The 24,364-nt window shown below is 66.0% G+C and carries 17 protein-coding genes; 11 read left to right on the top strand and 6 right to left on the bottom strand.

The window, feature by feature from the left end:
• Positions 1 to 12: 12 nt before the first annotated feature.
• The 5 genes from SMN802W_RS0112115 to SMN802W_RS0112095 form a co-directional block, all read right to left on the bottom strand.
• Entirely contained in the window at positions 13 to 1,617 is a 1,605-nt protein-coding gene (locus tag SMN802W_RS0112115) for an efflux transporter outer membrane subunit (protein WP_019517179.1), read from the bottom strand.
• A complete protein-coding gene (locus tag SMN802W_RS0112110; protein WP_019517178.1) occupies positions 1,614 to 4,907 on the bottom strand; it encodes a multidrug efflux RND transporter permease subunit in 3,294 nt (1,097 codons plus the stop codon). The genes SMN802W_RS0112115 and SMN802W_RS0112110 overlap by 4 nt, the downstream gene beginning before the upstream one ends.
• On the bottom strand, positions 4,908 to 6,179 hold the full coding sequence (locus SMN802W_RS0112105) for an efflux RND transporter periplasmic adaptor subunit (protein WP_019517177.1): 1,272 nt from the start codon (positions 6,177 to 6,179) through the stop codon (positions 4,908 to 4,910).
• A 153-nt stretch (positions 6,180 to 6,332) separates the two neighbouring features.
• Complete coding sequence (locus tag SMN802W_RS0112100) at positions 6,333 to 7,106, bottom strand: enoyl-CoA hydratase/isomerase family protein (RefSeq protein WP_019517176.1); 774 nt, start codon at positions 7,104 to 7,106, stop codon at positions 6,333 to 6,335.
• Positions 7,103 to 8,284: an acyl-CoA dehydrogenase family protein gene (locus SMN802W_RS0112095; RefSeq protein WP_019517175.1), complete on the bottom strand. Its 1,182-nt coding sequence runs from the start codon at positions 8,282 to 8,284 to the stop codon at positions 7,103 to 7,105. The genes SMN802W_RS0112100 and SMN802W_RS0112095 overlap by 4 nt, the downstream gene beginning before the upstream one ends.
• A gap of 189 nt (positions 8,285 to 8,473) precedes the next feature.
• On the opposite strand from SMN802W_RS0112095, the gene SMN802W_RS0112090 reads away from it, so the two are divergent.
• From SMN802W_RS0112090 to SMN802W_RS0112065, 6 genes are all read left to right on the top strand, one after another.
• On the top strand, positions 8,474 to 10,657 hold the full coding sequence (locus SMN802W_RS0112090) for an autotransporter assembly complex protein TamA (RefSeq protein ID WP_019517174.1): 2,184 nt from the start codon (positions 8,474 to 8,476) through the stop codon (positions 10,655 to 10,657).
• Complete coding sequence (locus tag SMN802W_RS0112085) at positions 10,657 to 14,880, top strand: translocation/assembly module TamB domain-containing protein (RefSeq protein ID WP_019517173.1); 4,224 nt, start codon at positions 10,657 to 10,659, stop codon at positions 14,878 to 14,880. Before SMN802W_RS0112090 ends, SMN802W_RS0112085 begins: the two co-directional genes overlap by 1 nt.
• Positions 14,881 to 14,939: 59 nt before the next feature.
• Complete coding sequence (locus tag SMN802W_RS0112080) at positions 14,940 to 16,412, top strand: flavin-containing monooxygenase (RefSeq protein WP_019517172.1); 1,473 nt, start codon at positions 14,940 to 14,942, stop codon at positions 16,410 to 16,412.
• Positions 16,413 to 16,680: 268 nt separating this feature from the next.
• Positions 16,681 to 17,964 carry an EAL domain-containing protein gene (locus SMN802W_RS0112075; protein ID WP_238560195.1) on the top strand — a complete coding sequence of 428 codons (1,284 nt, stop codon included), beginning with the start codon at positions 16,681 to 16,683 and terminating at the stop codon, positions 17,962 to 17,964.
• Between the two features lie 281 nt (positions 17,965 to 18,245).
• Positions 18,246 to 20,345 carry an ATP-binding protein gene (locus tag SMN802W_RS0112070; protein ID WP_162140017.1) on the top strand — a complete coding sequence of 700 codons (2,100 nt, stop codon included), beginning with the start codon at positions 18,246 to 18,248 and terminating at the stop codon, positions 20,343 to 20,345.
• A 61-nt stretch (positions 20,346 to 20,406) separates the two neighbouring features.
• A complete protein-coding gene (locus tag SMN802W_RS0112065; protein ID WP_019517169.1) occupies positions 20,407 to 20,793 on the top strand; it encodes a response regulator in 387 nt (128 codons plus the stop codon).
• On the opposite strand, the gene SMN802W_RS0112060 is transcribed toward SMN802W_RS0112065, so the two are convergent.
• Complete coding sequence (locus SMN802W_RS0112060; RefSeq protein ID WP_037524001.1) at positions 20,790 to 21,635, bottom strand: class I SAM-dependent methyltransferase; 846 nt, start codon at positions 21,633 to 21,635, stop codon at positions 20,790 to 20,792. The genes SMN802W_RS0112065 and SMN802W_RS0112060 overlap by 4 nt on opposite strands.
• Before the next feature lie 93 nt (positions 21,636 to 21,728).
• Between SMN802W_RS0112060 and SMN802W_RS0112055 the strand changes: the two genes are divergently transcribed.
• From SMN802W_RS0112055 to SMN802W_RS0112035, 5 genes are all read left to right on the top strand, one after another.
• A complete protein-coding gene (locus SMN802W_RS0112055; RefSeq protein WP_019517167.1) occupies positions 21,729 to 22,445 on the top strand; it encodes a ComF family protein in 717 nt (238 codons plus the stop codon).
• Positions 22,446 to 22,492: 47 nt separating this feature from the next.
• On the top strand, positions 22,493 to 22,750 hold the full coding sequence (gene grxC / locus SMN802W_RS0112050; protein ID WP_019517166.1) for a glutaredoxin 3: 258 nt from the start codon (positions 22,493 to 22,495) through the stop codon (positions 22,748 to 22,750).
• Between the two features lie 27 nt (positions 22,751 to 22,777).
• Positions 22,778 to 23,206 (top strand): DUF1178 family protein, encoded by a 429-nt coding sequence (locus SMN802W_RS0112045; RefSeq protein WP_019517165.1) that lies wholly within the window; start codon positions 22,778 to 22,780, stop codon positions 23,204 to 23,206.
• 198 nt (positions 23,207 to 23,404) lie between these two features.
• A complete protein-coding gene (locus SMN802W_RS18355) occupies positions 23,405 to 23,614 on the top strand; it encodes a hypothetical protein (protein ID WP_156818866.1) in 210 nt (69 codons plus the stop codon).
• Entirely contained in the window at positions 23,614 to 24,258 is a 645-nt protein-coding gene (locus SMN802W_RS0112035; RefSeq protein ID WP_019517163.1) for an SOS response-associated peptidase family protein, read from the top strand. The genes SMN802W_RS18355 and SMN802W_RS0112035 overlap by 1 nt, the downstream gene beginning before the upstream one ends.
• Positions 24,259 to 24,364 lie beyond the last annotated feature (106 nt).

Raw genomic sequence — 24,364 nt, 5'->3', positions numbered from 1 at the left:
GGTTATGCCGCGTTACGGCCGTGGCGGTGTGCCGGTGCTGACCGGCGTGACCGGCCCTTGAGCGGTCGCCTCCAGTTGCGAATCGCCACCGAGCGTCTGGTAGAGCGTGACGAGGTTGGACGCGCGCGTCAGCTGCGTCTGCACCACCGTGCGTTGCGCGGTGTAGAGCGATCGCTGCGCGTCTAGGCTGGTCAGATACGTGTCGATCCCGCCCTGATAGCGTGCGTTGGCGAGCTGCAACGTGTCGGCCGCAGCGTTGAGGAACCGCTGGTTGGCGGCAAGCTGGTCGGTGATCGTGCCGCGCCGCGCCAGCGCGTCCGAGACCTCTTGGAACGCGGTCTGGATCGTCTTCTCGTAGGTGCCGAGTGCCGCATCGCGCTGTGCCTGCGAATACGCGACGCCCGCACGCGCCGCGCCCGCCTGGAAGATCGGGTAGCTGACGTTCGGCGCGACCGAATAGTTGAACGCGCCGCCGGTGAAGAGCGTGCGGAGCGCGGTGCTGGCGAAGCCGACCAACGCGGTCAGCGCGACGCGCGGGAACAGCTGCGCACGCGCCGCGCCGATCTCTGCGTTTGCGGCCCGCAACGAATATTCCGCCTGCACCACATCGGGGCGGCGCAACAGGATGCCAGAGTCGAGCCCGGCGGGCAGCTCGCCCAGGTTGCGCGCCGCGTCGTCGATCGATCCGGGGAGCAGCGTCGCATTGACCGGCGCGCCGACCAGAAGTTGCAGCGCGTTGGCGTCCTGCGCGATCAGCGTCTTTTGCTGTGCCAGATCGGCCAGCGCGGTCTCGAGCACCTGCTCGGCCTGACGCACGTCGCTGCGTGGCGAGACGCCGCCTGCCAGCCGCGCGCGGGTCAGCTGCACGCTGCGTCGCGCGCTGGTCGCGGTATCCTCGGCGATCTTGAGCAGGCTCGCGTCGGAGCCGTAGGTGATCCAGGCGTTGGCGATGTCCGACACCAGCGTTAGCCGTGTCGCGCGCGCTGCCGCCTCCTGTCCGAAGTAGCGGTCGAGCGCCGCGCTGGTCAGCGAGCGGACACGGCCGAACAGGTCGATCTCGAACGCCGTCACGCCCAGCTGCGCGCTGAACGTGCTGCGATTGCTGGAGACGCTGGTAGTGCCTCCGGTGCCGACACCGCCGGTGCCGCCGTTGCCGACACCGGTACCTCCGTTCACGCCACCGGTGCCGACGCCACCGGTGCCCGTCCCGCCGCCGCCGGCATTGCCGCCGGTGCCGATCGGCACTCCTGTAGAGACGCCCGAGCTGCCGGTGCGACGATAACTGTACGACCCGGTCGCATCGACTTGCGGGAACAGGTCGGCGCGCTGGATGCGGTATTGCGCGCGTGTCGCCTCGATATTCGCGACCGCGACGCGGAGGTCGCGATTGTTGACCAGCGCCTCGTCGATGATCCGCTGCAACCGTGCGTCGCGAAAGATGTCGCGGTAGCTGACGCTTGGCAGCGGCGCCTCGCTCTGGCGTAAGTACGCATCACCGATCGGCCATGACGGCGGCACCGGCAAGTCGGGGCGGACGTATTTGGGTGCCAGCGAGCAGGCGGTGAGCGCGCTGGCGGTCAGCAGCGTGACGAGCGGTCGGAACGTCGGGCGCATCATGCGTGATCCGGTGCGGGAAGGGCAGGGTGGCTCGCCGGCGCGGGAAGCTGCGGCGTCGGCGGCCGGTCCTTCGGACCATCGCCTCCATCACCGCCCTCTTCCGGGTGGCTAGGGTCGGCGCCGCGACGCAGGCCCTTGATCCCGTCCCGCGTGCCGCGGCGGACCAGCACGAAGAACAACGGAATGTAGAAGATCGCCAGCACGGTCGCGGTGATCATGCCGCCGATCACCGCGGTGCCGATCGCGATGCGGCTGTTCGCGCCCGCACCGGTCGAGATCGCGAGCGGCAGCACGCCGAAGATGAACGCGAGGCTGGTCATCAGGATAGGGCGCAGACGCAACCGCGCCGCCTCCAGCGCCGCGTCGATGATGCGCGCACCCTTCTTCTCCGCCTGTTCGGCGAACTCGATCATCAGAATCGCGTTCTTCGCCGCCAGCCCCATCGTCGTCAGAAGTCCGATTTGGAGATAAACGTCATTGGTCAGACCACGCAGCGACACCGCAACAATCGCGCCGATCAGCCCGAGCGGGATGATCAGCAACACTGCGATCGGGATCGTCCAGCTTTCGTACAAGGCCGCCAGGCACAGGAACACGACGATGATCGACAGGCCGTAGAGCAGCGGCGCCTGGCCCGAGGACAGCCGTTCCTGATACGATAGGCCGGCCCAGGCGATGCTGGTGCCCGGGATCTCGCCCGCCAGTTGCTGCATCCGCGCCATCGCGTCGCCCGAGCTGACGCCGTTCGCGCCCGAACCCTGGAATTCATACGACGAGATGCCGTTGAAGCGCGACAGCGTCGTCGGCGCCTGCGACCAGCCGAGGCTCGCGAACGAGCTGAACGGCACCATCGTGCCCGACGTGTTGCGGACGAACCACTGGTACAGGTCCTCCGGCTCGGCCCGATAGGGGGCATCCCCCTGAACGTAGACGCGCTTTACGCGACCGCGGTCGATGAAATCGTTGACGTAGCGGCCACCCCAAGCGGTCGACAACGTGGTGTTGACGTCACCCTGCGACAGGCCGAGCGCGGCGAGCTTCTGCGGGTCGGCATCGACGCGCAGCGTGCCGATGTCGGGCAACTCGGTCAGGCGCACGCCCGCCAGTTTCGGATCGGCGTTCGCCTTTGCGAGCAATTCGTCGCGCGCGGCGTTGAACTTCTCCTGGCTCATGCCGCTCGCGTTCTGCAGCTCCATCGTGAAGCCGTCCGACTGGCCGAGGCCACGGATCGCAGGCGGGACGAGCGCGAACACCTGCGCGTCGCGCAGCCCGCGGAATGCGGCGGACGCGCGCGCGACGATTGCATCGGCGCTGTCTGCCTTGTCGGTGCGGTTGGCCCAGTCGGTGAAGGCCATGAAACCCTGTCCGGTGTTCTGGCCGCTCACGCCGCCACCGCCACCGCCCGCGACCGTGAACAGCGTACGCATGTTCTTGGCTTCGTTGGTCGCAAAATATTGCTCAACGCGGCGCTGCACCTCGGTGGTGCGTCCCTGCGTCGCGCCCGCGGGCAGGCGGAACTGCACGATTGCGCCGCCTTGGTCCTCGGTCGGCAGGAAGCCGGTCGGCAGCCGCAGGAACATGACGGCCAGCAGCGCAACGATGCCGACATAGATCAGCACGACGATCCAGCGATGGTCAATCACGCGCTCGACCGCGCCCGTGTAACGCTTGACCATCCGGTCGAACCGGTCGTTGAACCAGTCCTTCGCACCCTCCAGCTTGTCCGCGACCCACGGCGCCTTTCGACCGAGCCAAGTCTGGTGAAGGTCACCGTTCTCGTCGTGCTTGGCCTTCAGCAGGTGTGAGGTGAGGGCGGGGCTCAGGATCAGGGCGACCAGTACCGACAGGACCATCGCCGAGATGATGGTGAGCGAGAATTGGCGATAGATGACGCCGGTCGATCCGCCGAAGAACGCCATCGGCAGGAACACCGCCGACAGCACGAGCGCGATCGCGATCAGCGCGACGGTGATCTCGTCCATCGATTCCACCGTCGCGTCGCGCGGGCTCATGCCCGGGTTCTCTTCCATCAGGCGTTCGACATTCTCGACCACCACGATCGCATCGTCGACGAGCAGGCCGATCGCGAGCACGAGCCCGAACAGCGTCAGCGTGTTGATCGAGAAGCCGGCGAGATAGAAAACCGCGAACGTGCCGAGCAGCACCACCGGCACCGCAATTGTCGGCACCAGTGTCGCGCGCCAGCTTTGCAGAAACACGAACATGACGATGACGACGAGGATGATCGCCTCGACCAGCGTCTTGATGACCTCCTCGATCGACAGCTTGATGAAGTCGGTGGTGTCGTTGGCATAGGCAACGCGCAGATTGGGCGGGAACGTCTTTGCGACACGCGCGATCTCGGCCTTGACCAGCTCGGCGGTCTGCAATGCGTCGGCGCCCGGCGCCAGCAGCACGGCGATGCCTGCGCCAGGATGGCGATTGACGCGGCTGAGCGCGGCATAGCTCTCCGCGCCCAGTTCGATCCGGCCGATGTCGGCGAGCCGAACGGTCGCGCCGCTGCTGGTCGTCTTCAGGATGATGTTGCGGAACTGCTCTGGCGTCTGCAACCGCGACTGCGCGGTGACGGTCGCGTTCAGCATCTGTGTCTGCGGCATCGGCTGCCCGCCGATCTCGCCGGCCGCGACCTCGGTGTTCTGGTTGGTGATGGCGGTGACGACGTCGCCCGGCATCAGCTGATAACTTGCCAGACGCGCGGGATCGAGCCAGATGCGCATCGCATATTGCGCGCCAAAAACGTTGGTGTCACCCACACCCTGAACACGGCCGAGCGGGTCCTGCAGGTTCGACACCAGGTAATCGGACACGTCCTGGTTCGTCAGCTTGTCGCTGATGTCGTAAACGCCCGCGATCAGCAGGTTGTCCGGGTTCGATTTGCGGACGACGAGGCCCTGTTGCTGCACCTGCGTCGGCAGGCGCGACACCGCCTGCTGGACCTGGTTCTGCACCTGAACCTGCGCGATGTCGGGGTTGGTCCCCTTTTCAAACGTGACGGTGATCGTCACCGATCCGCGCGACGAGGATGACGAGCTGAAGTACAACAGGCCGTCGATGCCGGTCAGCTGTTGCTCGATCACCTGCGTGACCGAATTCTGGATCGTCTGCGCGTTGGCGCCCGGGTAGGTCGCACGGACCGATACCTGCGGCGGGGCGACGTCGGGATATTGCGCAATCGGCAGACCGAGGATGCCACCAACGCCCGCCATCATCACGATGATCGCGAGCACCCAGGCAAAGATCGGGCGATCGATGAAGATGCGTGACAGCACTCAGCCGGCCTTGCTCTGGCCGCCCTGGCCGCGTCCGCCGGTGTCGCCTGCCTGACCGCCGTTACCGTCCTTCGACGGCGGTGGCGCGACCTTTTGCGGCGTGTTGGCGGGCACCGGCTTGATGGCTGCGTTGGGCTTCAGCGTGCCGGTGCCTTGCGTGATGATGCGATCGCCGTTCTTCAGCCCGCCGGTCACCACCCAGTAAGCGCCCTGTGTCCGCGTCGCGGTAATGTCGCGCTGTATCGCCTTGTTGCCGGGGCCGACCAGCCAGACCGTCGCATTGCCCTTCGGATCGCGCGACACCGCCTGCTGCGGCACCAGGAACGCATTCTGGTCGATCGACTGGCTGAACTGCGCGCGGACGAACATGCCGGGCAGCAACAGGCCACGCGGGTTGGGGAAGCGCGCGCGAAGCGTGACGGTGCCGGTCGACTGGTCGACGACCACCTCCGCGAACTCGACGCTGCCGGTCAGGCCATAGTCGCTGCCGTCCTCCAGCTTCAGCCGCACATCGGCGCGCGCGGGCACCGAGCCGCCGCTGGCGAGCGCGCGGCGCAGCGTGAGCAGCTCCGCGCTCGATTGCTGGATGTCGACGAAGATCGGGTCGAGCTGCTGGATCGTCGTCAGCGGATCGGTCTGCGTCGCGCTGACCAGCGCGCCGACCGTGAACAGCGAGCGGCCGATGCGTCCGGTGATCGGCGCCGGCACCGTCGTGAAGCGCAGGTTGATTCGCGCGGTATCGAGCTGCGCGCGGTTGAGCTGGATTTGCGCCTGCGCCTGCCGCTGTGTGGCGACCGCGTCGGTGTAATCCTGCTTGCTGATCGCCTGTATCTCGGCAAGCGGCTTGTAGCGATCGGCGCGGATGCGCGCGGCCTCGGCGTTGGCTTGGGCGTTGGCGACGCTAGCGCGCGCCTCGTTCGCCGACGCGCGGTAGAGCGACGGGTCGATCTGATAGAGCGGCTGACCCTTTTTGACGACCGAGCCTTCCGTGAAGAAGCGCCGCTGGATCACGCCCGACACCTGCGGGCGCACCTCCGAGCTTTGGAATGCGACCACCCGCCCGGCGAGCTCGGTCGTCATCGGCACTGAGGTCGGCTGGACAACGACATAGCCGACCTGCGCCGGACCACCGCCGCCGCCGCGTCCGGCGGCACCGCCCTTTCCCTTCGCCTGCTCACCGCCGCCGCCGCATGCGGCAAGCGCGAGGACGGCGGGAGCGACGGCAATGCCGAGCAGCAGGCGGCGATGCCGCCCTTGGTCACGCTTGATCAATCTTTCACCCGCATGCCTGTGGTGCCGCCCACGCGCGTCGCGCTCGTGTCAGCCTGTCTGTCCCAGATGCGCTTATCCGGGGTTTGTCGCAAATGTTTCTCAGCGGCTGGGTTATTTTCCCGCAACGAGCGGACAGCACCGAAGCGCGCGTGGTCACCCGCGTACAAAATCGCCCTTGCGCCGCTCCCCGACCGCCTTGATCCCCTCGCGGAAATCGGCGGTCTGCATCAGTCGGTCCTGCTCGGCGCGCTCGTGCTCGGTCCGCGTCCGCACCGCTTCGGCCAGGTCGCCGCGCAGCGTCGCGCGCGTGGCCTCAACGGCGAGGGGCGCGTTTGCGGCGATCTCGCCCGCCAGCCGCTCGGCCGCGGCGCGCAGGTCGTCGAGCGGCGCGATCTCATCGACCAACCCATAGCGCAGCGCATCCTCCGCCTTCACGCGACGGCCGGTTTGCAGCATCAAGGACGCGTGCTGCTCGCCGACGACGCGCGGCAGCGTCGCGGTAATGCCGAAGCCGGCATGGAAGCCGAGCGTGACGAAATTGGCCGAGAAGCGCGCCTCGGGTGCGGCGACGCGGAAGTCGCCGACGAGCGCGAGGCCCAGCCCCGCACCGACCGCCGCACCCTGAACCGCGACTACAACCGGCTTTTTCGCCGCGAACAGGCGATAGGCGCCGCGGTAGAGCGCGGGAGTCTCGCTCTCGCCGCTGTCGTCCGCCAGCGGCTTGTCGCCGGTCAGGTCGGCACCGCCGCAAAACACCTTGCCCGCGGTCGCAAGCACGATCGCGCGGACGTCGTCATCGCGTCCCAACTCCTCGAACACGTCGGCAAGCGCGTTGACCAGGACGGCGTTGACATGATTATGCGGCGGACGGTCGATGACGACGGTGGCGACGTGATCGGCGGTGGTGACCGCGATATGCTCTCTCATGCTCTAGTTCCCAACAGGTTGCGCGCCACGACCCAGTTATGGATCTCGGTCGGCCCGTCGTAGATCCGCATCAGCCGGATGCGCGCCGCCATCTGCTGCAACGGCATTTCGCGCGTCATGCCCATCGCGCCGAAACATTGCATCGCATGGTCCAGTACCTCCCACGCGGTTTCCAGCGCGAAGCTCTTGATCATCGACACTTCGGTACGGGTATCGCGGCCCTGATCGAGCTTCCACGCGCAATCGTACGTCATCAACCGCGCGGCGTGCAGCTTGATCGCGGCGTCGGATACCCAGTTCTGGACCGTCTGCCGCTCGGACAGGGGCTTGCCGAAGGTCGTGCGCTGCGGCGCATAGTCGATCATCATGTCGAGCGCGCGCTGCGCCATGCCGATCGCGTTCGCCGCCATCTCGGCGCGCCGCGTGGCGAGCCGCAGCTGCATCGGCGCGAAGCCCTGGCCCTCGGTGCCGAGCAGCTTCCATTCCGGAACGCGGCAATCCTCCAGCACGACCTCGTACAAGGTCTCGCCGCCGATCACCGGGATCGGACGCACGACCTGAAAGCCCGGCGCGTCCTTGTCGACCAGGAACGCGCTCATGCCCCCGCGTGCGCCCTTCTCACGGTCGGTCACCGCCATCAGGATCGTGAAGTCGGCGCGGTTCGCCTTGGTGATCCAGATCTTGCGGCCATTGATGACCCAGTCATCGCCCCCATTCTCACCGGGCACTCGCACCGCATGCGTCTTCATCCCGGCAGGGTCCGCGCCCGCGCCGGGCTCGGAAATGCCGATCGCGCTGATTGTCTTGCCGGCGACATATGGGGCAAGGTACGCCTCGCGCTGGCGGTCGTTGACGGTCGCAGCGAGCATCCGCAGGTTGGGCGAGTCGGGCGGCAGCGTGTAGGGCACGATTGTGCGGCCCATCGCCTCGTTGACGCCGACCATTGCAACTGCAGGCAGATCGTGGCCGCCGACATCCTCGGGTGCGTCGAGCCCCCAGAGCCCAAGCTCGCGCGACACCGCGTTGACGCGCTCGGTCTCTTCCGCGGTCAATTGCACTTCCTCGCCCGCGATCGCCCGGTCGAGCACGCCCTGCTCCAGCGGCACCAGCTCGTCCTCGACGAAGCGCCGTACCAGATCGGCGATCATGCGATGGTCTTCGTCCAGCTCGAAGTTCATGAACTCTCCCGCGTGTCGTTGCGCCGTCCTTACGCGCCGTGCGAAAGGGTGCCAACATGGCGGCGGCCGAATGTTTGCCGGGCGCCGTCGCAACTCTTTGGGTCGCAAAGCGTTGCAAGAATTACGGGGGTGTAACGGTAAAGCCGACATCCTGCGCAAAGGGGCGAGTGCGTGGGTTTATCGACGAGAATGATCTTGCTGGCGGCAACGTCTGCGCTGGCACTGGGTTCGGTCCCTGCCGCGGCGCAGATGGGTCAACCCGGCATGGCACCGGCACGCGGGCCAGATGCGCCGAAAGCCGCGACCTCGTCTTCCCCGGTCTCATCCGCCGACCCGCAAGGTGACGCGCCGATTGTCCCCGATGCCGAATTCAACAGCGCGCTGCCGCCGCTCAGCAACGACATCAACGCCCCGCTAGAGCCGATGCCGCTCAATGCCGCGGCGGCGTCGCCGTCCAAGCGCCCCCAAGTCAACGATCCCGCGCCGATTGCGCAATCTGCCGCGCAAGCACCGATCGTACCCGGCACGCTGCCCGCCCCGTCGCCGGTCGACGTCCAGCTCGCCCAGCCGCTCGAACCGCTGTCGACCTTCAACACTGAGCCGTTGCAATCGGTCGCCGATGCGAAGGGCCGCGACGCGCCCCAGATCGCATATGACACCGTCGTGCGCGGCCTCGATCCGCTCAAGCTGACCGACGAGTTCAATGCGCTGTCGGCGTTGAAGGAAGGCAAGGGCAAGGCCGCGAACGCCACCCAGGTCTCGGCGCGCGCGCGCGAGGACGAGGCGCTGGCAGTGCGGTTGATGAAGTCGCTCGGATATTACGACGGCACTGCGGTCTCCACCCTCGAACAGCCTTCTGCCGGCACGGGCAACAAGCTGCGCGCGATCGTCAGCGCGACGCCCGGCAAGATCTACACGCTCGGCTCGATTGAGGTGCAGGCCGGACCGACCGTGCCGCCGGGGCTCGTGCAGCGCGAACTGCCGCTCAAGGTCCACGATCCGGTCGAGGCCGCGCGCATTCAGGGCGCGGAGGCGAACGTCAGCCTGAAACTGCCGCAGCAAGGCTACCCCTTCGTCAAGGTGGGCGAGCGCGACATCCTGCTCGACGATGCGACATGGAAGGGCGCTTACACGCTGCCGGTCGATACAGGGCCGCGCGCTTCGTTCGGGCAATTGCGGGCAGAGGGCGACTCGGTTTTCTCGGTCGATCACTTGAACGTCTTCCCGCGCTTCGACCAGGGGCAGCTTTATGACATCCGCCTGACCGACGACCTGCGTCAGGCGCTCGTCGCGACGGGGCTGTTCTCGAGCGTTTCGGTCGAGCCGGTCCGTACCGGGCAGGCGGGACCCGATGGGACCGAGCAAGTCGATCTGCTCGTGCGCCAGACGAAGGGGCCGTTCCGGTCGCTGTCGGGCAGTGCCGGTTACGGTACGGGTGAGGGGGTCAAGGTCGAGGCCGCGTTCACGCACCGCAACCTGTTCCCGCCCGAGGGTGCGCTGATCGTGACGGGCGTCGGCGGCACGCAGCAGCAGGGTGCTTCCGTCACCTTCCGCCGCCAGAACGCGGGCAAGCGCGACCGCACGGTCAGCCTGCTCGGCAGCGTACTCAGGCAGGATTACGACGCTTTCAACGCGGTGACCGCAACGATCGCGGGGCGGATCAGCTACGATTCGACGCCGATCTGGCAGAAGCCGCTCACCTATGCCTTCGGATTCGAACTGGTCGGCACCAACGAGCAGAGTTACGACTTCCAGGCCGGTGGGCGTCGCCGCCGCAATTACGGTATCGCCGCGCTGCCGGGCCAGGTGTTGTTCGACCGCTCGAACGATCTGCTCAACCCGACCAAGGGTTATCGCCTGAAGCTTAACGTCAGCCCGGAAACCGCCGTGTCCGGCGGGGTCAGGCCGTATGCGCGCACGATGGTCGAGGCGACCGGCTATTATCCGGTCAACGACAGCCTGGTCATTGCGGGACGTGCGCGCGCGGGATCGATCTTCGGCATCGAGCGCGACGATCTTGCGCCGTCCAGGCGCTATTACGGCGGCGGCGGTGGGTCGGTGCGCGGCTACGGCTACCAGCGGCTCGGCCCGCTCGATCCCGAGGGCAATCCGGTCGGCGGACGCAGCCTCAACGAATTCGCGATCGAGGCGCGTTATCGTTTCGGCGACTTCGGCATCGTGCCGTTCTTCGACGCCGGCAACGCCTATGAGGGGACGTTCCCGACCGCCAAGGACCTGCGCTACGGTGCGGGCATCGGCGGGCGCTTCTATACCAACTTCGGGCCGATGCGCGTCGATGTCGCCACGCCGCTCAACCCGCGCAAGGGCGACGGCAAGATCGCGCTCTACATCTCGATCGGGCAGGCGTTCTGATGACTGAGGACACGCTCCCCATCGATGACACGGTCGTTGTGAAGCGCCCATTGTGGCAACGCGTGCTCAAGTGGACCGCGGTCGCGGTCATCGCGCTCCTGTTGCTGCTGGTTGCGATCGTGCTTGGCATCAACACCGATCCGGGTCGCCGGTTCGTCGCCGATCGGATCGGCGACTATACGACCGAGTCGGGGCTCAACATTCGCGTCGGGCGGATCGAAGGGTCGCTCTATGGCCAGATGGCGCTGGTCGACGTGCGCGTGAACGATCCCAAAGGTACGTTCCTGGCCTCGCCGCGCATCGATATCGACTGGCGTCCGTTCGACTATCTCAACAACCATATCGACGTGCGCCGCGCTTCCAGCCAGCTGATCACGCTGCGCCGCAATCCCGAGCTGAAGACCGTCCCGCCCAAGCCCGAGGACGCCAACGCCCCAATCCTGCCCGACATCGACATCGATATCGGACGGTTGCAGGTCGCGCGCTTCGTGATGGAGCCGCCGGTCGCAGGTCAGCGCCATATCGCACGCTTCGATGGGCGCGCGCACATCGCAGATCGTCGCGCGCAGCTGAACGTTGACGCGGCCGCGCTGCGTGGGCCGGGGATTGCCGGCGGTGACACCGCGCATGTGCTGATCGATGCGGTGCCCGACGACAACAAGCTCGACATTCGTGCGCGGATCGCGGCCCCGGCGGGCGGCGCCATCGCGCAGATCGCCGGGTTGAAGGCGCCGCTCAATGCCACGATCGATGGTCGCGGCAGCTGGAAGGACTGGCGCGGCAAGCTCGTCGCTACGCTGGGCGGCGGGACGCTCGCCGACCTCGCGTTGCAGGTGAACGACGGACGGTTCCAGATCAACGGCCTGACCCGCCCCGGCCTCTACCTCGAAGGGCCGGTCGAGCGGCTGACCGCGCCGGGGTTGCAGGTCGCGATCGATACACGGCTGAACAATCGCCAGGCCGACACACGGATCAAGCTGAAGTCGAATGCGCTGTCGGTCGACGCCGGGGGCCTGATCGATCTCGCCAACGCGCGGCTCGGCAATTTCGCGGTCGATGCGGCATTGCTGACGCCCGGCGCGATCGCGCCCAATCTGCGCGGCCGCAACGTGCTGGCGCGCGTGGTGCTGAACGGTGCGTTCAAGACGCCGACAGTCGACTACAAGGTACGTGCCACCTCGATCGGCTTTGCCGAGACGAGTGTCGAGAACGTCTATGCCGAGGGACTCGCGCGGGTGAATGCCGACCGCATCCTGGTGCCCGTCCACGCCCGTGCGCGCCGGATCACCGGGCTCAATCCGGCGCTCGGCGGTTTGACGACCAACGCGCGGATCGATGGCGATCTGGCGATCGCGATGCCCAACATCCTGTCGGACAATCTGCGCATCCGCTCCGACAGCATCGATGCGACCGCCGTTGTTGCAGCGAACGTCGCGACGGGGCGCTACACCGGTGCATTGAAAGGCCGCGTCAACAACTTCCGTGTCGAAAGCGTCGGGATCATCGACCTGACCACCGACGCGAAGCTGGTGCCCGGTCCGAACGGCGGCTTCGGAATAACGGGACGCGTCGCGGTACGCACGAAGCAGTTGTTCAACGAAGGCGTCCGCTCGTTCATGGGTGGCAATGCGACTGCCAGCACGCGCTTCGGTTACTCGCCCGAGGGAATCGTCACCTTCACCGAGCTGCGGCTGAACGCGCCGCAGTTCCGCGTGACGCGAGGGCAGGGGCGTTACGATCCGCGTGGCGGGTTGCTGGTCGATGCCGACGCCTATTCGACGCAATACGGCCCGATCTTCGCGCGCGTCACCGGAACGACGGTGGCGCCAGTCGTCCGCTTGCGCGCGCCGCGACCCGGCGTCGGCATCGGACTCGCCAACCTCGACGCGCGCGTCGTGGGACGCGGCGGGGCGTATCAGGTAAACGCGAGCGGCGGGACCAACTACGGTCCGTTCACCGCCGACGTGCTGGTCACGCCCGGAAACCAGCTCGCGGTCGATATCCGCAGCGTGCTGTTCGCGGGCATCGATTTTGCCGGACGCGTCGTGCAGACCGCGGCGGGGCCGTTCGCCGGACAGGTGCGCTTCGCCGGGTCGGGCCTGACTGGTACCGCAGACCTTGGCGCGCAGGGCAAGTACCAGCGGGCCAGCGTCAACGCGCGCGCCTATGCGGCGACGATCCCGGGCGCGACCGATTTCACGATCGGGCGCGCGATCATCAACGGCACCGTCATTTTGTACGACAATGCGCCTTCGGTCGTCGCCGACGCACAGGTCGCCGACCTGCGTTACGGACCGACCGTGATCCAGGCTGGCCGTGTCAAGGTCAACTACACCGGCGGGCGCGGCACGGCGCAGGCACTGCTGACCGGATCGAACAGCGTCCCGTTCCGCGTCGCGATCAATGCGAAGCTGTCGCCGAGCGAGTATCTCGCCGCGTTGCAGGGACAGGCGAACGGCATCGCGTTCCGCACCGCCAACCCGGCGCGCGTCGTCGTCGCCGGTGGTGGTTACGAACTCCAGCCGACCCGGATCGATTTCAGCCAGGGTAGTGTGCGTCTTGCCGGTCGCTATGGTGGTGGTAGGACCAGCGCGCAGGCGCGGCTCGACCGGCTCGACCTTGGCATCGCCAACGCGTTCGTGCCCGACATCGGGCTTGGTGGACAGGCGACTGGCAGTCTCGACTACGTGCAGCGGTCCGCAAGCGCGGTGCCCGAGGCCGACGTGCGGCTCAATATCAGCAACTTCACCCGCTCCAGCCTGGCAGCGGTGTCGGATCCGGTCGACGTGGTCTTTCAGGGCCGGCTGGACGCAGCCGCAGGTGAGGGGCGCGCGCTGATCAAGCGTGACGGGACCACGGTAGGACGGCTGGTCACCCGGTTAACGCCTGCGGGCAGCGGCAGCTGGTCGACGCGGCTGATGCAGGGTCCGCTATCGGGTGGGATCCGCTACAATGGCCCGTCGAGCGTCCTGTTCAGCTTCGCCGGGCTGGCGCAGCAGCAATTGTCCGGACCGATCGCGGTTGCGGCCGATTTCGGCGGCACCGTTTCCGCGCCGCGCGTCAACGGTCTGATCCGCGCCGATAATTTGACCTACGACAATGAGACCTATGGTACGCGGTTGTCGCAGATGCGGATCGCCGCGCGGTTCAACAACGATCGCCTCGAGCTGACCGACGTTTCGGCCCGCGCGGGCGACGGAACGGTGCAGGCACAAGGTAGCGTCGGGCTCGCGGCAGCACAGGGATTTCCGATCGACATCACCGCTCGGCTCAACAACGCGCGGCTTGCCAAGTCCGACGCGCTCGGCGCGACCGCGACCGGGACCATCCGGGTGCAGAACGGCGCGAACGGCGGGCTGATCAGCGGCGATATCAACATCCCCGAGGCGCGCTATGAGATCATCCGACAGGGCGCGGCCGAGGTGCCGGAGCTGACCGGCGTGCGCAAGAAGAGCGAGATCCGCGTCGCGCGGCCGACCGATCGCGCGGCCGCTCCATCGGTCGGATTGTTCAAGCTCGACCTGCGCGTCCGGGCCGACAACCAGCTGTTCGTCTCGGGCATGGGGCTGGAAAGCGAGTGGGAGGCCGACATGCGGATCGGCGGCACCTCGGCCGCTCCGACGATCACCGGCGGGCTCGACATCGTGCGCGGCACCTATTCGTTCTCGGGCAACCGCTTCGACGTGACCCGCGGTCGGATCCGCTTTCGTGGCGGCGTGCTGACCGATCCCGACATCGACATCCTTGCCACGACGACCAAGAACGGCGCGACGTTCAACATCGCGATCACCGGCACTGGACAGCGGCCACAGGTGAGCTTCACTTCGACTCCGGCGCTGCCGCAGGATGAGGTCCTGAGCCGACTGCTGTTCGGCACGAACCCCGCAAACCTGTCGGCGACCGAGGCGATCCAGCTCGCCTCCGCGCTCAACTCGCTGCGTGGATCGGGCGGCGGCGGGCTCAATCCGCTTGGTAAGCTGCGGTCGGCGACCGGGTTCGATCGCCTGCGCGTGCTTGGTGCGGATCAGGCGACCGGGCGCGGCACCTCGCTCGCCGCCGGCAAGTATCTGACCGACGACATCTACATCGAAATCGTGACCGATGCGCGCGGCTTCACCGCGACGCAGCTGACGATCGCACTGACAAAGGCGATCAGCGTGTTGTCACAGGCCGGATCGTTCGGTGGATCGAATGTGCAGCTTCGTTACTCAAAGGATTTCTGATCGGTCTTCCCGAGCAACTGACATGAGTGTAAGCCGGCTTCCGGGTAGAGGAGCCGGCAATGACCGAGCAGTTCGACGTGATCATCGTGGGTGCCGGCCTATCGGGGGTGGGTGCGGCTTTTCATCTGCAGAAGAGATGCCCCGATCGCAGCGTTGCGATCCTTGAGGCGAGAGAGGCGATCGGCGGAACATGGGACCTGTTCCGCTATCCAGGCATCCGCTCCGATTCGGACATGCACACGCTCGGCTACGACTTTCGTCCGTGGACGCAGGCGAAGGCGATTGCCGATGGTCCGTCGATTCGCGAGTATATTCACGATACCGCGCGCGAGTACGGGATCGAGCAACGCATCCGCTTCGGACATCGTGTAAAAAGCGCCGCCTGGTCGACCGAGGAGGCGGCATGGACCGTCGAGGTCGAGCACGACGGTGTGGCTCGCCAGCTGCGCTGCAACTTCCTCTACATGTGCTCGGGCTATTACGATTACGGCAAGGGGCACGCGCCGACCTTTGCCGGATCGGAGCAGTTCGACGGGCGGATCGTCCATCCGCAATTCTGGCCGACCGATCTCTATTACGCGGGTAAGAAGGTTGTGGTGATCGGGAGTGGTGCGACTGCGGTGACGCTGGTGCCCGAGATGGCGAAGCAGGCCGCGCACGTCACCATGCTGCAACGCTCACCCACCTATGTCGTGTCGCGCCCGGTAGAGGATGGATTGGCCAATCGCTTGCGTTCCCTGCTGCCAGCGCGGGCCGCCTACGGTATTACACGCTGGAAGAACGTCCTGTTCGGAATGCTGTTCTACAAGCTTGCGCGCAGGAGACCGGCGCGCACCAGGGAGCGCTTGCTCGGCATGGTTCGCGACCATCTCGGGCCGGACTACGATATCGAGACGCACTTTACGCCGCGCTACAATCCATGGGATCAGCGTCTGTGCCTCGTGCCCGACGCCGACCTGTTCGACGCGATCAAGCGCGGCAGCGCCTCAGTCGTGACGGACACGATCGAGACGTTCACGCCGAACGGCATCCGGCTCGCGTCGGGGAAGGAGATTGCCGCCGACATCGTCGTCACCGCAACAGGGTTGGAGCTCGCGTTGATGGGTGGTGCGACGCTCAGCGTCGACGGCGAGCCGGTGCGGATGTCCGACGCGCTGCAATATAAGGGAATGATGTTCTCCGACGTGCCCAATCTCGCCTTTACCTTCGGCTACACCAACGCGTCCTGGACGCTGAAGGCCGATTTGGTGGCGCGGTATGTCTGCCGGTTGCTCAACGCGATGCGACGCAAGGATCTGCGCCAGGTGACACCCAGGATCGGAGCGGCAGCGCTGACGCCGCAGCCGTTTGCGGATTTCTCGTCGGGCTATATTCAGCGCGCGCTCGCGCATCTGCCGCGGCAAGGGGATCGCAGACCGTGGCGACTTAACCAGAACTACGCCCTTGACGTGCTGGCCCTACGCTTCGGTTCGATCGAGGATGAAATGGTCTTCAGTAACCCGGCGCCACGTCGTGAGAGCAGGGCAGCGTAACCGGTTGATTAGGTGGTTCGGACGTCCACCAGTCCCGAGGGACTTCAAGCAAACGTCCGAACCGATTGTGATTACCAGGGCTTGATGATCGGCCCGGTGATCAGCGCTAGAATAAACGCGAGCATGGTTTTCTCCCAGTTACGCCTTCCCGTCGGAAGGCTGTTCTTGGTTAAGCCATATTCACGAAATCCACAACGCAGTTAACGGATCGTTAACCACCTTTCCCGGCTTTAAGCCATTCTTCAGTCCTGCATCCTACGCTGCACGCATGGACGCGTCCCCATCCAGTGCTCAGGTCTTCCACTCGTCAGCCGAGGTGCGCTCGCCGTACCGGTTCCACGTGTTGGTGGAGGCAGCGAACTTCACCTACCTGCGCCGCTATCTCGGCTGTGCACGCGCGGACGTATTGGTGAAGGATATGGTAGAGCGGCTCCGCGCGACGCTCGCCGACGCGCGCGTGCGTGCCATCGGGCGCAATCTGGTCGAGCTCGACGTCGAAGGCGAGACGCCCGAGCAGATCGATGCGCTGATGACGACCGCCTGTCGCGCGTTCGACGAACCGCTCGACCTCGATGGTGAGCGCCACCGCGTGAAAATCGTCATCGCCGGAGCCGTTGGCGGCTGGCACACCGACGAAGTGACGCTGGCGGAGGAAGCCGAGCGCGCCCTCCTCAAGGCGCGTGAATATGACAAGCCGGTCACCCAGGCGATCGAAGCGCTGCCGCATGATGCGAAAAAGCTGGCGGAAGAACTCGATCTTGCGATCGGACGGGGTGAACTCGTGCTGTTCTATCAGCCAAAGGTTCATGCGCGACGACAGGAGATCACCAGTGCCGAGGCGCTGATCCGCTGGCAGCACCCGGTACGTGGGCTGATCCTGCCGGGCGACTTCATTCCCGTCGCCGAACAGGCGCAATTGATCCGCCGACTGACGCTCTGGACGATCGAACAGGCGATCGTCGACGCGGGAAGGCTCCGACAGGCAGGATATGAGCTGCGGCTGTTCGTCAATATTTCCGGGCAGTTGCTGTCCGACGACCTGTTTGTGACCAACGCCTGCCGGATGGTGGCTGGCAGCGACGTGGCGCTGGGCTTCGAGGTGACCGAGACCTCGGTCATCCGCGACCCGGAGAGCGCGATCGCCAACCTGCAGCGGTTCGCTGACATCGGGATCCGCGTCGCGATTGACGATTATGGTGCCGGCTTATCGAGTCTCGCCTATCTGAAGCAATTGCCGGCGCGCGAACTGAAGATCGATAAATTGTTCGTCACGCAGCTGACGAGCTCCAACCGTGATCCGCTGATCGTCCGCTCGACGATCGATCTCGCGCACGCGCTCGACATGGAGGTCGTGGCCGAGGGTGTCGAGACGCATGCGGCGCTGGCGCTGCTGACGGTGATGGGTTGCGACATGATCCAGGGTTTCCTGATCAGTCGGCCGATCGCGCTCGATGCCTTCATCACCTTCATGCGTGAAGATCGGCACCGCCGCGCACCCGAGGCTTCACGAGACAGCTTCCACCGATTGGCGGCGACGTGGAAACGCGGCTGACGCAATCCGCTCGACTTTGGGGAGCAATGGTCGGGATTGCCGTCGCGCTCGCTGCCACGGCGGCATCTGCGGTCCAGGCACCTGATTTCGCCGCAACGATCGCGCGAGCCAAGGCGATCATGCTCAGCTCACCGCGTGAGGCGGACTTGCTGGCGAAGGAGGCTAGCCGGCTTGCTCGTCAGAGCCAATGCGGTCCTCAACTAAAGCGTTCCGAAGCGACTGCTTTATGGTTGCAGGGCGAAGCTGCGGCGCGGTTGAACGAAACGCGACGTGCAGTCAATTTGCTGAATCAAGCCGAGCGACGTGCGATCTCACTCGATCCGACGTCCGGTCTCCAGGCCGAGATATTGCTCGCAAAAAGCGGTGCGCTCATCGAGCTGGGTGAGATTGCAAGAGCGCTGCCGGCGCTTCAGCAGGCGCATACCCTATTCACCGCGCAACGCGACTCCCGCGGAGAGGCCAAGTCGCTCATCCTCCTTGCCTTGATGTATGACGGCGCGCGCGACCGCACCGCCGCGCTGCGCTATTTCGGACAGGCGCTTGAGGCGCATCAGGCCGATCCCGGATTGTTAATCGCGATCTCAAATGGTCGCGGCATGACGTTGATGGCGTTGGGGCAGCACGGAAAGGCCGAGCAGGACTTCATCCAAGCCTACCGTCTTGCAACCAAGATGCATAGTACGGGCATGGCGGCTATAGCCCTTGGCAATTTGGCGAACGTTCGACTGTTGCAAGGGCATCTGGCTGACGCCGCGCAGACGATCGTCGAAGGAGCAACTCTTAGCAAGACGCCGGACGCGGCATTCGCTCGCCCGACCTTCCTGCGCCTGGCCGCTCAGTCCGCGTTCCAGCGCGGCAATCTGGTGCGCGCACGTCAGCTGATCGACGAGCGGTTTGCCGGGGTTGATCTGACCAAGACGATCCTGACCGAACGCGACGATCACCAAACGGCCTATTCGATCTACGCCGCGCTTGGCGAGGATCACCTTGCCTTGCAGCATCTGACCGCGCTCAAGCGGCTGGACGATCAGGCGACCGAGGTCGCGCGGTCGAACAGTGCCGCGCTGGCGGCGGCGCGCTTCGATTACGCCAACCAGGAATTGCGCATCGCCAAGCTGAAGGCGGACGAATTGCAGGCGACCGTGGCGCACGAACGCGAGCAGGCGCAGATGCAGCGCACCGTCTTCGTCGTGGCAGCGATCGGCGTCTCGTTGGTGATCGGATTGCTGGCGTTCGGCATGTGGACATTGCGGCGCAGCCGCGATCGCCTCCGCGTTGCGCGCGACAAGGTGGCGCGGGCGCTGGCGGTGAAGACCGAGTTCCTCGCTGCCACGAGCCATGAGATACGCACGCCGCTGAACGGCATCCTCGGCATGACCGAAGTGATGATCGCCGACCGGCAGCTGGATCCTGCCACGCGCGACCGTTTGTCGGTGGTACACGGCGCGGGCGTGACGATGCGCGCGCTGGTCGACGACATCCTCGATGTCGCAAAGATCGAGACCGGTAAGATGACGATCGAGCAGGCGCCGCTCGACCTGCGCCGCACGATCGATGAGGCATGCCGGCTATGGCGTGAGCAGGCCGAGGGCAAGGGCTTGTCGTTTGACGTCGGTATCGATGCCTGTCCCGGCTGGATCGTCGGCGACGCGGTGCGATTGCGGCAGATCGTGTTCAACCTGCTGTCGAATGCGGTGAAGTTCACGGCTGTGGGATCGGTCACGGTCGCGGTCACCTGCACGGGGGAGCGGTTTCAGGTAACGGTCACCGACACCGGCATCGGGATCGCGCCCGAGGCGCATGACGTGATCTTTGATTCGTTTCGCCAGGCCGATGCGGGCACGACGCGACAGTTCGGCGGGACCGGCCTCGGCTTGTCGATCTGCCGCAGCCTGTCGCGTGCGATGGGCGGTGACGTGACCGTCGAAAGCGCACTCGGTCAGGGGGCGCGGTTCACGCTCGACCTGCCACTTATCGCCGCGGAGACACCGGCCGGTTCGGAACCGGCGCCCGCGATCCTGTTGGTGGTACGCAGCCCGATCACGCGCGCGATGCTGAAGGCATTATTCGAGGAGCATGGCGACGTGATGGTCGCGCCCGATCTGACGGAAGCGTGCAGCCTGGCCGCCAGCCGCCCGCCACAGCGCATTCTGATCGAGGGCGACGACACGATCCTCGCTCAGCCAGCCGTCGTAGCCGCGCTCGTCGAGCTTACGGTCGCGGCACCCGTCGCTGCATTGACTCCCGTACTCAGCCCCGACCTGCGCGCACGCTTGCTCGCCAGCGGGGTTGATGCCGTGATCGAAAAGCCGGTCGGCAAGAAGGTGCTCGTTGAACGCGTCATGAACCTGGAACGCGTGCTTGTGCGCGGCGCGGCTTAGGCTAGGGTGTACTAGTGACACGCAACACGGGTACGATCCGGTCGCAACGGGGCCAGGGCGCATGAGGGTCCTCTTCATCGAGGACGATCGCATGAACCGCCGAGTCGTGCGCGACATGCTCGATGTCGCCGGCGCACAGATGGAAGAAGCCGAGAGCGCGGAGATCGGGCTCGATCGGATCGATGCCGAGCAGTTCGACATGATCCTGGTCGACCTCAGAATGCCGGGCATGGACGGTCTGACTGCCATCGGTCACATCCGTGCGCGGAACGATGCGAAGGGCAAGCTGCCGATCATCGTCGTCACCGCCGACCGTGCGGTCGACCTGCGCGAGCGCTGTCTGGCGGCGGGTGCCGACGACGTGATCTTCAAACCCGTCGCGATGGATTCGCTGTTCGAGGCGATGGGACGACTGCTGGCGACAGGCGGTGACGACGAACTGATCTAACCGAATGGCCCGCCCGGGCGCGGAAGCATGGACCCGGCCGGGCGCGGCGGCCCGCGGCGGCCCGCGTCCTGCTCGGGAGAGGGCGCCCATCCGGTCAGGAACACGATCTCGAACCGCTCCGACACGCGACCGTCCGCCTCCGCTCGCACATTAAACGCGGTCGCGGCACGCGCCAGCGCTGGACGGGTCAGGGCAGTGCGGTCGTTGAGCACGTTTGCTGCGGCCATGCCGCGCACGTCGCCGATCAGTCGAACAAGCGAGGCGTAGCGGACGGTGAGCGTCTCCGCATCGGCGACCGGCAGGCGGAAACCCGCGCGCAGCAGCAGGTCACCCGCCGATCGAACTTCCACCTGCGGATGGATGCGGATCGCGGGTCTCTCGGCCTCCGCCTCGCGCAAGACCTGTCGTAGCGTCGGAAGCGAGCCCGCGCCTAGGAACGCGCCAAGGAACAGGCCGCCGGGGCGCAGCACGCGCCGGATCAGTGCGAATGCGCCGGGCAGGTCTGCGACCGTGTCGAGCGTACCGGCGGCGACGACCAGATCGAAAGTCGCGTCGGCAAAGGGCAGGCGATCCTCGTCGCCCTGAACACCGCCAGCGCGGCGTGCGAATGCAAAGCCGGGATCGAACCGTGCCACCCGCGCGCTTGCCGGTGGCGTGAAGCCCGCATCGAAGCATCCAAGGTCGAGGACGTCATCGAAGCCGCGGAGTACCGTGCCGAGCCGCTCGTCGATGCCATCCAGCATGACCGTGCGCAGGAAATCGTGATCGCCGAAGCGGGTTGCGGCACGGTCGCGCTGGCGTCGCCGCGCTGTTCGGTCGAAAATGTCGGGAGGTGAAGTCACGCCGGCGCTTGTGGCGGGGGGCGCGTCGAACGACAAGAGCGGGGGCAGGGCCAGGGGGCGGGCTGAGTGGGATCAACAGCGATAGCGCGTACGATGGTGAAGCTAGCGGCCATGCTGCGCGACCTGGCGCTGCCACCGCGTTGTCCGGGCTGCGGCGAGATCGTCGCGGCGGCGCATCGTTTCTGCGCGCCATGCTGGTCAAGCCTGCGCTTCATCGGACCGCCGTGGTGCGCCGCCTGTAATCGGCCGTTCGAACATGATCGCGGCGAGGGCGCGCGATGCGCCAGCTGCCTCGCTGATCCGCCGGCGCATGCGGGTGTTCGCGCTGCGATCGCCTATGGCCCTGTCGCGCGCACCGTCGCGCTGCGGCTCAAATACGCGCGGCGAACCGCCTATGCCGAAACCGCCGCGCGACTGATGGTGCGGCATCTACCCGCACATGTCGACGTGCTGATCCCGGTGCCGCTCCATCGCTGGCGCTTGTGGCGTCGTGGCTATAATCAGGCGAGCCTGATTGCGGATGAGCTATCGAGGCTGAGCAGCGTTGCTGTGGATCGTACGACGCTGGAGCGTCACCGCGCGACCGCGCCGCTCCGCGGCCACTCACGACGCGCGCGGGCACAGGCGGTGCGCGCGGCATTTCGGACGTGCGGCGACGGCGTGCGCGATCGTCACGTCGTGCTCGTGGACGACGTCTATACCAGCGGCGCGACCACCGACGCCTGCACCGCGGCCTTGCTGCGCGCCAAGGCACGGAGCGTCACGATCCTCGCCTGGACGCGCGTGCTGGATGACGATCAGCCCGCTTAGCCGTCCGTCGGATTGACAAGACGTGTCCGCAACCACAGGTCAGCGTCATGGCAAAGGTAGAAATCTACACCAAGGCGTTCTGCCCTTATTGCTCGCGTGCGTTGCGCCTGCTCGGCGACAAGCGCGTGGAGATCAGCGAAATCGACATCACGCTCGACCGGACCAGGCGTGAGGAGATGATCGGGCGCGCCGATGGGCGCACCACGGTGCCGCAGATCTTCATCGACGGCCGGCACGTCGGCGGCTGCGACGACCTGATCGCGCTCGATCGCGCGGGCAAGCTGGATCCGTTGCTCGCCGCGTGAGCGGAGCGGCGGCGAGATGATGAGCGAATGATCGTATTCGACCTTCGTTGTCCGGGCGATCACGTGTTCGAGGTATGGTTCGCGTCCAGCGCGGCGTTCGAGGAGCAGCGTGCGCGTGGGCTGGTGTCGTGCCCGACCTGTGGCAGCGGGCAGATCGAGAAAGCGGTCATGGCGCCCCGCGTCGGTGCGAAGGGCAACAGCGTCGCGGCGGCAGCCAGGCCGGACCTGAAGACGGTGCTGAACGCAATAGCGACCGAGCAGGCCGCGGCGCTCAGGAACTCGAACTGGGTCGGCAAGGATTTCGCCACTGAAGCGCGCGCGATCCACGATGGCGAGAAGCCGGATCGTCTGATCCATGGGCAAGCCACGGCCGCCGAAGCGCGAGCACTGATCGACGATGGCGTGCCCGTCGCGCCGTTGCTGGTTCCGGTCACCCCGCCGGAGTCGCTCAACTAGGCGTGAGAACTGGCGCACCCGACAGGATTCGAACCTGTGGCCTCTGCCTTCGGAGGGAAAAGGGCAAAGCGGATTTCCGCCGTTTTCTGCGATTTGCAGCGACTGAAGAGGCGGAACGTAGGGCGAACAAGGCAAGAACAGCAGCAATTTGCACCGGAGTTGCACCGGAGCGATGTTGGGCCGGATTGCGTCTTGCGATTGAGCCTGTCGCAGTTACGTTTGCACTATGACCATCACGCCTCTCGATCCTATGGCACTTGCTTCGTGACCCGCGCCGGCGAGAAGCTCTACGTGGACTGGCAAGTGCCACCGCGGCGCGCTCGGATCACCGATCGCCGATTTTGGATCGGGGCAGGGGTCACGCTGTTGGCGCTTGCACTGATCGTGATCGCCGCCGGCCTGCGCTGATGTGCAATCGCGCTAGGCTCTCCTACGAACCTGAGACGATCCTGACGCACTTCGGCGCAGACTGGCTGGCTGAGAAGCCCCGCGACAATCGCTTTGACCCGAAGGAGCTCAGGCCGAAGAGCCGGGCGTACGTGGTGCGCGAGCAGGACGGTAAGCGCGGGCTCGACGTCATGGGCTGGGACGTGCTTGGCGGGAAAGCGGCCTGGCCGATGACCAACGTGCGCGACCTCGGCCTGCCGCAGTTGCGCCGCTTGGCTGAGAAGCCGGAGAACCGCTGCTTGGTGCCGCTGTCCGAGTTCTGCGAGTGGACGCCCGACAAGCACGACCTCGGCGACGGCAAGCCCGCGATCAAGGGCGAGATGTGGTTTCAGGTCACCGAACAGCCGCTTTTCGCGGTCGCGGGGTTCTGGCAGCACACCGCTGAGGGTGCCGGCTTCACGATGGTGACGTGCGATCCTAACGAGCTCGTCGCGCCAATTCACCCCAAAGCGATGATCACGATCCTGTCTGAGGACGATCACGAGCGCTGGTTGCGCGGCAGCTATGACGATGTGGTGGCGTTGCAGCTGCCGTATGGGGCTGAGCAGATGACTGTACGTGGACCGGCATTTCCGACACGATCCAAGCATACCTTTCCTGTTTAATGCGCCATAGACGCTTCAAGCACTAGCGCGGGGGTATCCCGATCACGAAGGGAGCAGATAGCTCGATCAAGGTGAGGCGCAGCGTTTAGCTCGCCGATACTGTCGA

This window comes from Sphingomonas sp. Mn802worker, from assembly GCF_000382485.1.
GTDB lineage: Bacteria > Pseudomonadota > Alphaproteobacteria > Sphingomonadales > Sphingomonadaceae > Sphingomonas.
The sequence above is the reverse complement of the archived record's forward strand: the minus strand, read 5'-3'. Positions and strand labels throughout refer to the sequence as shown.